The sequence below is a fragment of the Kitasatospora sp. NPDC056184 genome, assembly GCF_042268405.1.
Taxonomy (GTDB): domain Bacteria; phylum Actinomycetota; class Actinomycetes; order Streptomycetales; family Streptomycetaceae; genus Kitasatospora.
Window position 1 is genome coordinate 35,255 of the sequence record NZ_JBHJUI010000029.1, and the last position, 12,107, is coordinate 47,361.

15 protein-coding genes are annotated in these 12,107 nt (G+C 73.2%); 11 read left to right on the forward strand and 4 right to left on the reverse strand.

What is annotated here, in order from left to right; genetic code table 11:
• The first annotated feature begins 49 nt into the window (after positions 1-49).
• Both ACFC0B_RS35380 and ACFC0B_RS35385 read left to right on the forward strand, forming a co-directional pair.
• Positions 50-991, forward strand: coding sequence for a metallophosphoesterase (locus ACFC0B_RS35380; protein WP_376095638.1), 942 nt, complete (start codon positions 50-52; stop codon positions 989-991).
• 84 nt (positions 992-1,075) lie between these two features.
• Positions 1,076-1,438, forward strand: coding sequence for a hypothetical protein (locus ACFC0B_RS35385; RefSeq protein WP_376095641.1), 363 nt, complete (start codon positions 1,076-1,078; stop codon positions 1,436-1,438).
• Between the two features lie 90 nt (positions 1,439-1,528).
• Here the strand turns inward: ACFC0B_RS35385 and ACFC0B_RS35390 are convergent, their stop codons facing one another.
• Complete coding sequence (locus ACFC0B_RS35390; protein ID WP_376095644.1) at positions 1,529-2,509, reverse strand: DUF4331 family protein; 981 nt, start codon at positions 2,507-2,509, stop codon at positions 1,529-1,531.
• Positions 2,510-2,745: 236 nt separating this feature from the next.
• On the opposite strand from ACFC0B_RS35390, the gene ACFC0B_RS35395 reads away from it, so the two are divergent.
• Complete coding sequence (locus ACFC0B_RS35395; protein ID WP_376095647.1) at positions 2,746-3,627, forward strand: helix-turn-helix transcriptional regulator; 882 nt, start codon at positions 2,746-2,748, stop codon at positions 3,625-3,627.
• A 228-nt stretch (positions 3,628-3,855) separates the two neighbouring features.
• Positions 3,856-4,164 (forward strand): hypothetical protein, encoded by a 309-nt coding sequence (locus ACFC0B_RS35400; protein WP_376095650.1) that lies wholly within the window; start codon positions 3,856-3,858, stop codon positions 4,162-4,164.
• A 251-nt stretch (positions 4,165-4,415) separates the two neighbouring features.
• Here ACFC0B_RS35400 and ACFC0B_RS35405 read toward each other — a convergent pair whose 3' ends face one another.
• On the reverse strand, positions 4,416-4,838 hold the full coding sequence (locus ACFC0B_RS35405) for a hypothetical protein (RefSeq protein ID WP_376095653.1): 423 nt from the start codon (positions 4,836-4,838) through the stop codon (positions 4,416-4,418).
• Between the two features lie 60 nt (positions 4,839-4,898).
• Between ACFC0B_RS35405 and ACFC0B_RS35410 the strand changes: the two genes are divergently transcribed.
• The 4 genes from ACFC0B_RS35410 (at position 4,899) to ACFC0B_RS35425 (ending at position 6,954) form a co-directional block, all read left to right on the forward strand.
• Positions 4,899-5,351 carry a MarR family winged helix-turn-helix transcriptional regulator gene (locus tag ACFC0B_RS35410; protein ID WP_376095656.1) on the forward strand — a complete coding sequence of 151 codons (453 nt, stop codon included), beginning with the start codon at positions 4,899-4,901 and terminating at the stop codon, positions 5,349-5,351.
• A 43-nt stretch (positions 5,352-5,394) separates the two neighbouring features.
• The gene (locus ACFC0B_RS35415; RefSeq protein WP_376095659.1) at positions 5,395-5,709 is read left to right on the forward strand and encodes a hypothetical protein; all 315 of its coding nucleotides are present in this window, start codon (positions 5,395-5,397) and stop codon (positions 5,707-5,709) included.
• Positions 5,710-5,767: 58 nt separating this feature from the next.
• A complete protein-coding gene (locus ACFC0B_RS35420; RefSeq protein WP_376095662.1) occupies positions 5,768-6,307 on the forward strand; it encodes a GNAT family N-acetyltransferase in 540 nt (179 codons plus the stop codon).
• 98 nt (positions 6,308-6,405) lie between these two features.
• Positions 6,406-6,954: an isochorismatase family protein gene (locus tag ACFC0B_RS35425; RefSeq protein ID WP_376095665.1), complete on the forward strand. Its 549-nt coding sequence runs from the start codon at positions 6,406-6,408 to the stop codon at positions 6,952-6,954.
• Here ACFC0B_RS35425 and ACFC0B_RS35430 read toward each other — a convergent pair whose 3' ends face one another.
• The gene (locus ACFC0B_RS35430; protein ID WP_376095668.1) at positions 6,955-7,782 is read right to left on the reverse strand and encodes a HEAT repeat domain-containing protein; all 828 of its coding nucleotides are present in this window, start codon (positions 7,780-7,782) and stop codon (positions 6,955-6,957) included.
• Between the two features lie 214 nt (positions 7,783-7,996).
• Between ACFC0B_RS35430 and ACFC0B_RS35435 the strand changes: the two genes are divergently transcribed.
• On the forward strand, positions 7,997-9,586 hold the full coding sequence (locus tag ACFC0B_RS35435) for a M4 family metallopeptidase (protein ID WP_376095671.1): 1,590 nt from the start codon (positions 7,997-7,999) through the stop codon (positions 9,584-9,586).
• Positions 9,587-9,668: 82 nt separating this feature from the next.
• On the opposite strand, the gene ACFC0B_RS35440 is transcribed toward ACFC0B_RS35435, so the two are convergent.
• Entirely contained in the window at positions 9,669-10,142 is a 474-nt protein-coding gene (locus tag ACFC0B_RS35440; protein ID WP_376095674.1) for a hypothetical protein, read from the reverse strand.
• A gap of 523 nt (positions 10,143-10,665) precedes the next feature.
• Here ACFC0B_RS35440 and ACFC0B_RS35445 point away from each other — a divergent pair.
• Positions 10,666-11,298, forward strand: coding sequence for a hypothetical protein (locus ACFC0B_RS35445; protein WP_376095677.1), 633 nt, complete (start codon positions 10,666-10,668; stop codon positions 11,296-11,298).
• Positions 11,299-11,426: 128 nt separating this feature from the next.
• Complete coding sequence (locus tag ACFC0B_RS35450) at positions 11,427-12,035, forward strand: hypothetical protein (protein WP_376095680.1); 609 nt, start codon at positions 11,427-11,429, stop codon at positions 12,033-12,035.
• Positions 12,036-12,107: the final 72 nt, after the last annotated feature.

Here is a 12,107-nt window from a genome sequence, read left to right on the forward strand (position 1 = left end):
GGGGCCCGGCCACGGACCCGCGGCCGGGCCCCCCAGAGTGAGGCCGCGCATGAACCACGACGACACCATCGGCATCGTCCACCTCTCCGACACGCACCTCCGCGCCACCCCCGGCGCCCGGTCGTTCGTCGCCCACGAGCCCGAGGACGGCCTCGCGGCGGTGCTCGCCGACGCGGCCGCCGCGATCGGGGACGCCGCGCTGGTGGTCGCCACCGGCGACCTCGCGGACCTCGGCGAGCCCGGCGCCTACGAGCGCCTGGGCGGCCTGCTGGACCCGCTGCCCGCCCCCGTCTACTGCCTCGGCGGCAACCACGACCGCCAGGAGCCGATGCAGGCCTGCCTCCCCCGCCCCAACGTGCACCTCGAACCCGCCGTCCGGATCGGCAGCTGGCTGATGCTGTTCCTGGACACCAACGCCCACGGCCGCGAGGCCGCCGCCGACGGCACCTACCGCGACCTCGACGACCGGGTCCACCGGGCCGCCCAGCCGGGCCTCACCCCGGTCGAGGAGCAGCGCGCCCGCGCCATCCTCACCGCCACCGGGGCGGAGCACGTCTTCCTCTGGCTCCACCAGCCGCCGCTGCCCCGGACCGCCCCGGACACCGGGAGCTACCGCGAACTCACCCGGCTGGTCCGCGACTTCCCCAAGATCCGGGCGATCGGCGGCGGCCACCTGCACGGCGACCTCTCCGGCGAGTTCGAGGGCCGCCCGGTCCACGTCGCCCCGTCCAGCTTCATGAGCATCGACATGGCCGCCCGCGTCTTCGAGGGCCCCGGCTACCGCACCTACCGGCTCCACCCCGACGGCCGCGTCGACACCGAGGTCCACACCGTCCCCGGCCCCATGACCGACGCCCTGCGCGCCACCCCCCTGCCGCCCTTCCTCCTCGACATGATGACCGGTCGGATCACCGGCCGGGAGCTCAACGACCTCACCGACGCGGAGTTCGAGGCCCGCTACGGCGAGCGCCGCCCCCTGGCCCGCTCGTAGCGCCGCCGCCCGAGGTCCGCTCCGCCCCCCCTGCCCCGCACCGGGGGGCGTCGCGTTGTCAGTGCCGGATGACAGGCTGCGCCCATGAGTTACGACCTTGCCGTGTGGGAGGGCGAGCGCCCCGTCGACGACGACGCCGCGAGCCAGCGCTTCAACGACCTCTACGAGCGGTACATCGACACGGACGGACCCGCCGTCCCCCCGACCGAGCGCATCGCCGCCTACGTCGCCGCCCTCCTCGCCCGCTGGCCCGACCTCACCGAGGACGAGGACGACACCTCCCCGTGGTCGGCGAGCCCGCTGATCGACGAGGCGGCCGGCCCGCTGTTCTACTTCCCGATCCGCTGGAGCATGGTGGAGGAGGCCGCCGTCTTCGCCGCCCAGGTGGCGTCGTCGATGGGCCTCAACTGCTACGACCCCCAGAACCAGTGCCTCCTGCCCGAGTGAGCGCACAAGAATCCTGACCGCCGCCCCCGACGGGCCCCGGGAGTGGGAAGTCGGCCCGGCCGACTTCCCACTCCCTCCTGTGCAGGGCGGCTAGCCGGCCGGGGGGACGGGGTGGGGATGGCCGAGGTGGGGGAAGGTGGGGAGCAGGTCGGTGTGCGGGGGGATGTGGTCCGTGGTGACCTTGCCGCCGGAGATCATGGTGAGGCGGGCGGAGGTCACGTCGTCGGTGAGGGTGCGGCCGTTGGGGTAGGCGGCGGGGCGGGAGCGGTCGTAGCGCAGGACGTCGGGCAGGACGAGCTTCAGCGTCTCGGTCGCGGCGTCGGTGGTGTAGTCACCGGTGTGCTGCAGGACGGCCGTCCACGGCTCGCGGTACCTGTCCCAGTCGTCGGCCGGCTCCCCCGTGTTGTACAGGTCCTTGACCTCCTCCGCGTTGAAGTAGGCGGTGAGGGACGGGTGGGCGCCGCGGTCGACGGAGACGAGCTGCCCGTCCTGGTGCAGGCTGACCCGCGCCCACAGGCCGATCGCCGGCTCCGGGCCGAGGTCGGCGTCCGGCACTTCGAGGGCGATGCCGAAGACGTTGGCCTGCGCCATCGCGTCCTTGCCGGTCCAGGAGAAGTGGTTGACGATCCCTTCGAGGTCCGCGAAGAAGGGGTCGCTGCGCAGCCCGACCGAGAGCCGGTACCCGCCGTAGGGCGACGCGACGACGTGCGGCGCGTCGCCGAACGACACCGGCGCGTCGGCGAAGACGACGTCCCCCGAGGCCTCGTGCTTCTGCGCCGCCTCCCCGGCGGCACGGCGGACGGTGACGCTCTGGGCTCCGCCGGCCGGAGCCGAGAAGGTGAACGAGTACGCGACGTCCGCACGGTTGTCGCCGTCGCTGTCGATGTTGATGCGGTAGACGGCGTCCGGGTGGAACTCCGCGCCGCCGGTGGGGGCGTACGGGTTCACGTTCATGATGAGGACGGTGCGGCCCAGGGCGTCGGGGGCCGGGAACGCGAACAGGTCGGTGAGGTCGAGCCTGGCGTCGCCGCGCGGTGAGCGGAGGTTCGGTCCGCTGAGGTGATGGGACATGCCGTAGAGCTACCAGGGCGGCCCGGACGGGAGCGGGAGGACACTCGGCCACACGCCGACCGTCCGCCGATTGGCGGCCCACCGGCCGCGAGGCGCAACGCCACTGCCGCGCGGGCCCGTTGCCCGCTCCCCGTGGCCATTTCGAAGCGGTCGGTCCGCGAACCACCCGGGAACGCGGTGATGCTGGAGCGACGGCTTGCCGGTTCGGCGAGGGAAGCGGCTCGGAGGGGGCGGAGATGTCCGTGATGAGGGAGTGCACGACCGGGGGCGACGGTCCGTCAGCGTGTGCACGACGACGGCTGGCGCTCGGCCCGGTGGCCCTGTCGGGAACGTCGTCCGCGCCGCCCCCGCCGACGCCGGCGGCGCGGCAGCCGGACGGCGAGCTGTACCACCTCACGCTGCTCACCGCCGACGGCCGGAGCGGGGCGGGCGCCGGGGAACTCCTGGTCGACAGCTCGCACAGCTTCGACCTGTGGTGCTTCGGCGTCGGCCGACCCGCCCGGGAGGAGCTGCGGACCGCCGGTCTGGGCGTCGACCTGCCGGCCTCGCTGCTGCCGGTGCCGCCGCACCGGCTGCGCGGCCTGCTCGGACGGAGGCTGTCGGGGCGGGAGGGCACGGGCGCGCTGCTGGCGGAGTTCCTCCGCGGCCTGGACCGCGAGGCGGCGGCCCTGGGGCCGGCCGAGGCGTCCTGCCTCGGGGCGGTCGTGGTCGACCTGGTCACCGTCTGGATCGCCCGGGAGCTCGACCGGGGGAGCGAACTGCCACAGGAGGCCCGGCAGTTGGCTGTAGTGGAGAGCATCCGGAGGTTCATCCTGCACAACCTCCACGACCCCGACCTGGCCCCGCCCTTGATCGCCGCCGCCCACCACCTCTCCGTCAGCCACCTGCACCGCCTGTTCACCCAGCACTCCCGGGGCGAGACGGTCGCCGCCTTCATCCGCAGCCGGCGGCTCAGGAAGGCCCACCGCGACCTCGCCGACCCCGCCCTGCGCACCCTGCCGATCCACAGCATCGCCGCACGCTGCGGCCTCCCCCGTGCCTCCGAGTTCGGCCGCGCCTTCAAGGGCGCCTACGGGCTCACCCCGCGCGAACACCGCCACCGCTCACTGTCCGGGTAATTCGGCATCGCGTCGCAGGATCTGTGCACGGCGTCTGATCGTCCGTTCGCACCCTGCCGATCGCTTCGCGGCCGCCCTAGTGTCATTCATGAATTCAGCGGCCTCCACCCCAATCGCGAGAACTGCGGGGGCGGTCGCGATTCCGGTCGGTATCGCCCGAAAGCGCCGGTGCCGACCGCCGGTACGGGCCCGTGAACGGGCCCGTCTCGTCACCTCTGAGGAGATGCCATGCTCAAGATGCGCACCCTGGCGGCGTCGGCCTTCGCCGCCGCTTCGCTCACGCTCGGCGTGTTCAGCGCCTCGCCGGCGTCGGCGACCACGACCGCCAACGACTGCACCACGTGGAACGACAGCAACACGTTCGGCGCCTACTGTTCCCAGACCACGTCGTCCACCTACTACCAGGCCTGGGCCCAGTGCAACAACGGCCAGACCGTGTACGGGGTCTGGCGCCAGGCGGGCGACGGCGTCTGGAGCTACGCGTACTGCAGCAGCGTCGGCTCCTCGCTGCACCACGGGGGCATCCGCTTCCTCTGAGGGCTGCCCGCCGCTCACCGCAGAACCCGAAGGCTGCCAGGACTCCCCCGCACGGGAATCCCGGCAGCCTTCGGGCACGGTGGAGTGGTGGCGGCACTCGGGCGGATCCCGGATCGTCCTCGTACGGAAAGAATTCGGTCATCTTTCCGTCCGGGACATCGGATACGGGATACCGGTTATCGGAGTCGGACCACCGGTCGCGCGAATCCGGTATTCAGAGCGCCCAGGATGATACGACACCCCGCGCCGCATCAAGCGCCGGTCGGCGCGGAGGAGCGGGCGGGGCGGGCGGGGCGGGCGGGGCGAGCGGAGCGGGCGAGGCGGGCGGCCGAGCCGAGGTGGAGGGCGGCCAGAGCGGTGGCGCCGAGGGTCATGCCGGGATTGCGGGTCGCCAGGCCGATGGCGGCGTCCGCGATCTGGACGGCTCCGGCCAGCGCCAGCAGCGGCGGCAGCCCGCGCCCGCCGCGGCCGGCGAGCAGTTGGTGGAGCAGCGCCGCGCCGAGCGGCAGGGCGCGGGCCGCGTACGCCGCGGCGTAGAGGTGGACGCCGCCGGTGATCGCGCTGTCGTCGGGGAGGGCGAGGCCGGGGTCGAGGAGGCCCGCGAGGCCGAAGCCCGCCGAGAGGAGGGCGCCGAGGGCGTTGGCGGCGGTCAGGGGACGGGACAGTCCGGGCATGCGCGTCAACTCCTGAATCATTCGAGCTCTGAATCATTAGAGGACGCTAGCATTGCTGGCATGGACGACGACGTCAACCGCCTGCCGCTGACCTCCTCGCTGGTGTTCCGGCTCGGCACCCTCGGCAGCCTGGCGACCGCGCGCTTCTCCGCGGCGATCGAGAGCCGCGGCCTCAAGCCCAAGCACGTCGGCCTGCTGGCCGCGCTCAGCGGCGGGGCGGCCTCGTCCCAACTGGAGCTGTCCCGGGTGATGGGGGTGGCGCCGAGCCTGGTGGTGAGCCTGGCCGACCAGTTGGAGGGGATGGGCGCGCTCCGGCGCGTCCGCGATCCGGCCGACCGCCGCCGCCAGACCCTCGTGCTGACGGACTCCGGCCATGCGCTGCTCGCCGAGTGCACCGCGCTGGCGCAGGGGCTCGACGCCGAACTCGCCGCCGCCCTCACCCCGGAGGAGGGCGAGGCCCTGCGCCGGGCGCTCGGCGTGCTCGCCAGGGAGGCGGGGCTTCCCGGCGGGTAGCCGGAGGTTCCGTTCGCGGGACCGGTAGCGCACCATGGGTCCTGTGATCAGGTGGGTGCGCGCGCGGCGCCGGCGCAGGGCGGAGGTCCGGGAGGCCGCGATGGACGAGGAGTTCGTCGTGGTGAGGGCCGACGGCGGCGAACCGTTGGCCGTGGTGTTCGAGCCGATGGGCAGCGAGTACGAGGTGCCCGCCGGCGGGTACCTGACGATCAGGTTCATGTCGCCGCCCGGCACCAGCGGCTCGGTCAAGTACCGGTCGGACTACGCCTCGGCCGGTGCCGCGGTGTTCGGCACGATGGCCGCGTGGACCGCCGAGGGGGCCGAGATCGACCTGGTCACGGGCTGCCCCGACTGGTGACGCCGGCGCAACAGCGGTTCCCTGTCGGCCGATCCGTCCGCCCTGTTAGCGTGTCGCAATGGATGATCTTGGAACGGTGTCCTGGCCGCCCGCGCCCCTCAGGACCGAGCGGCTCGTGCTCCGCGCACCCGAGACGCGGGACCGCGCGGCCTTCGTCGAACTGCTCACCTCCCCGGAGGTGAACACCTACCTCGGCGGTCCCCGGCCCCGGGACGAGGTCGAGCGCGAGCTGCCCGAGGCGCCCGAGCAGTGGCCCGGGAGCTTCGCCGTCGAGCTGGACGGAGCGATGATCGGGCAGGTCCTGCTCAGGAGGGCGACGGGTCACCGCCGCCCGGCCGCCGCGGGGAAGCTCGACCTCGGCTACCTGTTCCTGCCGCGGGCCTGGGGTGCCGGGTACGCCGCCGAGGCGTGCGCGGCGGCGCTCGACTGGCTCGACGGCGCGCTGCCCGGTGAGCCGGTGGTGCTCACCACCCAGAGCGCCAACACCGCCTCGATGCGGCTCGCGGCGAAGCTGGGGTTCACCGAGGTGGAGCGGTTCGAGGCCTGGGACGCCGAGCAGTGGCTCGGCCTGCGCTCCCCGGTCCCGCCGGCCGGGTGAGCGGTGGGGGCGCCGGGGCCGGCAAGGGCCCGGCGTCCCGCTCCCATCGGTGCGTGGCGGACGCCGCGAGCCGTGGCAGCGCGGCTACCGTAGCGACCATGCCGGACACCGCACTGCTCATCGTCGACCTGCAGAGCGCCCTGCTGATCGGGGCCCACGACGCCGAGGGCTGCCTCGCCCGCGTCGCCGAACTCGCCGGGCGCGCACGGGCGGCCGGCGTCCCGGTGGTCTACCTGCGGCAGCGGGTCGACCACCCCGACATCCCGGCCGAACTGCTGGAGATCCACCCGGCGGTGGCCCCGCAGCCGGGCGACACCGTGCTGGAGAAGGACAGCGCCGACTCCTTCCTGGGCACGCCCCTCGACGCCGTGCTGCGCGAACGCGGCGTGCGGCGCGTGGTCGTCACCGGCGCCGCCACCGAGTACTGCGTCGACTCCACCAGCCGCAGCGCGCTCTCGCACGGCTACGACCTGGTCCTCGTCGCCGACGGCCACACCACCCCGACGCGCCCCGCCGACAGCCCGCTGCCCGCCGCGGCCCAGGTGCTGGTCCACCACAACGCGGTCTTCGCCACCATCGTCTACCCCGGCCGCACGATCAGGGTGCTCCCGGCGGCGCAGGTGGACTTCACCGCCGAACCGGCCTGATCACCGCGCTGCCCGCGCCGCCCGCTCCTCCCTCGCCTCCCCCACCGCCTCCCGGACGTCCGGGTGCGGGTCGTCGGCGAGCCGGTCCAGCAGCCCGTCGACCCCGGGGGTGGTCCAGGCGGCGACCGTCCGCACCAGGATCTCCCGGACGACGGGGTCGGGATGGGCGGCGAGGCGGGCGAGTTCGTCCACCGGGCCCCGCCGGCGGCGGGGCATCCAGAACCAGTTCAGGGCCTCGCGCACCGCGACCGGGTCTCCCGGGTCGCCGGCCGCCGCGATCCTGGCGAGCAGCACCCGGGTCGGCGGCGGCGGCCCGTCCAGCGGGTGCGGAAGCCGCTCGCGCAGCCGCCGGGAGCCGTACTCGCCGCGCACCCGGCACCCGAAGCAGGTGCAGGGGCGGGTGCCGTGCGCGTCCGGGTGGTACCGCCAGCCCACCACCTGCGGCGCGGCGCGGATCCGGTGCACCTCCCCGGCCCGGATCGCCCGGGGCACGAACACCTCCCACCCGCGCGGGTCGTCCAGCGCCGCGATCCGCCGCACCGCCTCCGCCGCCGTGACGGTCCGCTGCCGCTGACGCGCCCGCTCCCCGTAGGGCCCGACCTCCACCGGCTGGGCGTCGTCCAGCCGGACGTGGACGGCCGCCTTCCCTCCCCGGCTGTCGAACCGGCCCAGCTCGCGCATCCACTGGTGGGTGAGGGTGTACGAGGGCAGCACCGGGAAGCAGTACACCCCGCGGGTGCCGTCCTGACCGTGGCTCACCGCCCGGATCCCGGAGCGCCGGATCCGCGGCGCGTTCGCCGTCGACGTCAGATGCACAAACATCGCCATGAGTGGACATGGTAGGCGCCGCCCCGGGAACTCGCCGCGGACGGTGTTCGGTCGTCGCGACGAAAGCATGGGGTGAGCTGCGGCGTTCCATCACGTTGAACACAGAGCTACGACTTCACAACGTTGTGTCGTTCCTCCTGGTGCGAACTGACGGAGCGTCGCCAACCTCGGTGGTGGCTCGTCTCCCCCACCTCGCCACCACTCAGGAGTCAGAGTGAGCACCACCCCCTTCGCCCGCCGCCCCCTCGCGGCCGTGGCCGTGGCGGTCGCCGCCGCCCTCGCCGCCCTCGCGGTCCCGGCCACCCCGGCCGCCGCCTCCGCCTCCGGTACGCGGGACACCGCGGTCGCCCGGGCCCTCGCCAACGTCGCCGACAACGCGGCGGTGTTCGGCTTCGGCCCGAGCCAGGACCTCGTGCTCAAGGACGTCGTCCTCGACGCCGACGGCGCCTCGCACGTGCGCTTCGACCGCACCTACCGGGGCCTGCCGGTGGTCGGCGGCGACTTCGTCGTCCACCAGGACGCCCGCGGCCGGTTCGAGGACGCCAGCCGGGCGGCCGCCCACGACCCCTCCGTGAAGTCCACCGTCCCCGTGGTGACCGCCCAGACCGGCGCCGCGAACGCGCTCTCGGTCTCCCCCGGCATCCAGAACGCCGTCAGCACCCCCGAACTCGTCATCTGGGCCGCCGACGGCACGCCGCACCTCGCCTGGCGCACCACCGTCCGGGGCACCGGCGAGCACGGCCAGCCGGCCGGGCGGGTCGTCGTCAGCGACGCCGTCACCGGCGAGCAGATCGAGGCCTTCGACGCCCACCGCCAGGTCTCCGGCACCGGCAACTCCGAGTACACCGGCAAGATCACCATCGACACCACCCAGATCAGCGGCGGCTACACCCTCACCGACCCGCAGCGCGGCCACGTCACCAAGGACGCCCACAACGCCGCCGACGTCAACGCGAACTCCGGCACCACGTTCACCGACACCGACAACATCTGGGGCGACGGGAAGAAGTTCTCCTCCGACCGCGCCACCGCCGCCGTCGACGCCCACGCCAACACCGCCTGGACGTACGACTACTTCAAGGACGTCCAGGGCCGCAACGGCATCAAGAACGACGGCAAGGGCGCCACCGTCTTCGTGCACGTCGGCACCAACTGGGACAACGCCCAGTGGTCCGACGAGTGCTTCTGCATGCTGACCGGCGACGGCGACGGCAAGCACGACCCCGAGCAGGTCGACCTCGACACCATGGGCCACGAGATGACCCACGGCATCACCAGCGCCACCGTCGGCCTGCAGTACAAGGGCGAGCCCGGCGGCCTCGACGAGGCCAGCAGCGACATCTTCGGCACCATGGTGGAGTGGTACGCCGACAACCTGGTCGACACCCCGGACTACCTGTTCAGCGACCAGTCCACCCCGCCGTGGCTGCGCCGCTTCGACAAGCCTTCCCTGGACGGCCACTCGGCGGACTGCTGGAGCCCCGCGGTCAACGGCCTCGAACCGCACTCCTCCTCGGGCGTCGGCCGGCACTGGTTCTACCTCGCCAGCGAGGGCAGCGGCAGCAAGACCATCAACGGCGTGACGTACAACAGCTCCACCTGCAACGACTACACCGTCTCCGGCATCGGCAACCAGAAGGTCGCCAAGATCTGGTACCGCGCGCTGACCGTCTACCTGACCTCCACCAGCACCTACAAGGACGCCCACGCCGCGGCCCTCAAGGCCGCCACCGACCTGTACAAGGCGGGCGGCACCGAGTACCGGGCGGTCGACGTGGCCTGGACCGCCGTCGGCGTCGGCTAGGCCCGGCGAGGCGCGACCGGCCTCCGGCCGATGCCGGAGGCCGGTTCGCCCGCGGGTCGCGGCGGGGCGCCGGGGCGCCTCTCTAGTGCCACGGGGGGCCGAAGGTGAACGGGTTCCACGGGGTCCAGCCGCCGTTCACGTCGCGGATCCGCGCCCAGTAGGCGCCGTCGGAGCCGCGCCCGCCGATGAGCAGGTTGCCGCGGCCGTCCCACTTCTGGAAGACGCCCCCGCTGAGGACGCCGCCGAGCGTCACCCAGGTGCTCACCGTGCCGTTCGGGTTCATCCACCGGGTCCACAGGGCGTAGTCGGTCCCCACCGCGAACGCCTGGAACGTCCCGTCGTCGAACATCACGTACTGCGGCTGCCCGAACTGGCCCCCGCACCTGATCGGCCCCCCGAACCCGGGCAGCCCCCTGACCTCCTCGGTCGACGAGCTGCACACGAGCTTCTCCGGGTAGGTGACGGCGTGGGCCGTGCCCGCCGCACCCACCGCGCCGCCGGCCGCCAGCGCCATGGTGGCCACCGCCATGGCGGCGGCCTTCCTGATCCTCCGCATGCCCAACCCCAGGTGACGATCCGCACCGCTCCGCCGGACGGCGGAACAGGACGGCCGCACCCCGACCGCCCCAGCACCGCGGCCGGGGTGCCGGCCTCGCCGAGAACCCTCGGCGGCGACCCGGCATCCGGTCAATCGCCTTGTCGCACAGCGGCACCGGCGGCCGCGACCGTCTGCCTCAACGCGCACGATCCGCCCGCCGGGACAACCCCGCACCACCGCCGACCGGTCGTCACGAGAAGGCGCGCAGTGCGGTGTCCGGCGATGTGAGTCCGCGTACTCATGCCCCGCCGGGGTCGCCCTGGAAGGCTGAAGGTCCCCGGGCGGCGGGCTCGCCGATCGGCCGGGCGATCTCCCGCCGGGCGGCGCACCCGCGATCCCCGAGTGTGAGCACGCCCGCGACGCACCGCCGTTCGCACGCGGCCGAAAATCTGTCCGATTTCCACGTGGCACAGGAGTTCCGTATGCCATTTCATGACGTACACAAAGCAGTTGGTTCAGGCATCGGAAAGGGAACGTCATCATGCGATTCCGCGCACTGGCCGCCGTCTCGGCGCTCACCGCCCTCACGCTCCTCGGGGCGGTCCCGACGGCGCAGGCGGCCGCCCCGTCCGCCCCGGCGACGACCACCGGCGCCACGCTCCAGAAGCTGACCCCGGAGACGGCCGCCGCGGTGGACGCGGCGCGCGCGGGAACGCCCGCGGCCGACTCCCCCACCGGGATCACGCCGCACTACGTGTGCTTCCAGGCGCACTCGCGGACCACGGGGTGGACCAACCTGGTGTGCAGCGACGGCCCGGGCTTCACCGGGACGGAGAACAAGAACGACCCGATCGACTCCGTCATCTTCACGGTGGGCGGCGGCTTCGACTTCCGCGCGCAGGTGCACTTCGCGAACACCGGCACCACGGGCGAGGTCTACGTGCCGTCGGGCTACCAGTACCAGTTCTACAACGACGGCAACGCGGTCGAGGCGATCCATCTGCGGAGCCTCAACCACGCCATGAAGGCCGCCGCCCACGTGCAGAACGTCGGCTGGAAGGGCACGAACACCTGGGAGCGCGACCAGTGGATCGGCAGCATCGGCGAGGCCCGCTGGATGGAGGCGTTCTGGATCGACCTCCCGACCGGCCTGGAGACGCTGACCGGCCAGTGAGGCCGGGAGCGGCCGCGCGGTAGGCGAGGCCGGAAATGTGTCCGATTCCGACGTGGTCGGGGCGCGCCGCTTTTCATCTCTGATTGTTTGCAAGGCAGTTGGCCCAGCAAACGAACGGAGAACCGATCATGCGATTCCGCGCACTGACCGCCGTCTCGGCGCTCACCGCTCTCACGTTCCTCGGCACGGTCCCGATGGCGCAGGCGGCGGGACCGTCCGCCTCCGCGGCCGGCACCATGGTCAAGATCCAGAAGCTGACCCCGGAGATGACCCGCGCGATCGACGCGGCGCGCGCGAAGGCGGCCCCGTCCGGCTCCGCGCTCCAGGCCGCACACGTCCTGTGCTACCAGGCCCACACGCGGAAGGCGGGATGGACCGCCCAGCTGTGCACCGACGGTGCCGCGGGCTTCACCGGCACCACGGGCCACAACGACCCGATCGACATGGTCGCCTTCACCGTGTTCGGCGGCCTGGACTTCAACACGCAGTTCCACTGGGCGAACGACGGCACCAGCATCGGGTTCAACGTGCCTGCGGACGGCCGCCGGATCGAGTTCTGGAACCTCAGCGGCAACCCGCTGGAGGCGATCCGCCTGCGGAGCACCAACGAGACCATGAAGGCCGCCGCCCACGTGCAGAACGTCGGCTGGAAGGGCACCGACCAGTGGTCGTACGACCAGTGGATCGGCAGCATCGGCGAGGCCCGCTGGATGGAGGCGTTCTGGGTCGCGATCTGATCCGGCGGCGGTGAGCACCGCCGGGGCCGGCGTCGTAGCGGCGCCGGCCCCGGCGGTTCCGCCTCGCGGCCG

Coding starts and splice junctions, on each gene's coding strand:
- ACFC0B_RS35380 (WP_376095638.1), top strand. CDS start 50: ATGAACCACGACGACACCATCGGCATCGTCCACCTCTCCGACACGCAC.
- ACFC0B_RS35385 (WP_376095641.1), top strand. CDS start 1,076: ATGAGTTACGACCTTGCCGTGTGGGAGGGCGAGCGCCCCGTCGACGAC.
- ACFC0B_RS35390 (WP_376095644.1), bottom strand. CDS start 2,509: ATGTCCCATCACCTCAGCGGACCGAACCTCCGCTCACCGCGCGGCGAC.
- ACFC0B_RS35395 (WP_376095647.1), top strand. CDS start 2,746: ATGTCCGTGATGAGGGAGTGCACGACCGGGGGCGACGGTCCGTCAGCG.
- ACFC0B_RS35400 (WP_376095650.1), top strand. CDS start 3,856: ATGCTCAAGATGCGCACCCTGGCGGCGTCGGCCTTCGCCGCCGCTTCG.
- ACFC0B_RS35405 (WP_376095653.1), bottom strand. CDS start 4,838: ATGCCCGGACTGTCCCGTCCCCTGACCGCCGCCAACGCCCTCGGCGCC.
- ACFC0B_RS35410 (WP_376095656.1), top strand. CDS start 4,899: ATGGACGACGACGTCAACCGCCTGCCGCTGACCTCCTCGCTGGTGTTC.
- ACFC0B_RS35420 (WP_376095662.1), top strand. CDS start 5,768: ATGGATGATCTTGGAACGGTGTCCTGGCCGCCCGCGCCCCTCAGGACC.
- ACFC0B_RS35425 (WP_376095665.1), top strand. CDS start 6,406: ATGCCGGACACCGCACTGCTCATCGTCGACCTGCAGAGCGCCCTGCTG.
- ACFC0B_RS35430 (WP_376095668.1), bottom strand. CDS start 7,782: ATGGCGATGTTTGTGCATCTGACGTCGACGGCGAACGCGCCGCGGATC.
- ACFC0B_RS35440 (WP_376095674.1), bottom strand. CDS start 10,142: ATGCGGAGGATCAGGAAGGCCGCCGCCATGGCGGTGGCCACCATGGCG.
- ACFC0B_RS35445 (WP_376095677.1), top strand. CDS start 10,666: ATGCGATTCCGCGCACTGGCCGCCGTCTCGGCGCTCACCGCCCTCACG.
- ACFC0B_RS35450 (WP_376095680.1), top strand. CDS start 11,427: ATGCGATTCCGCGCACTGACCGCCGTCTCGGCGCTCACCGCTCTCACG.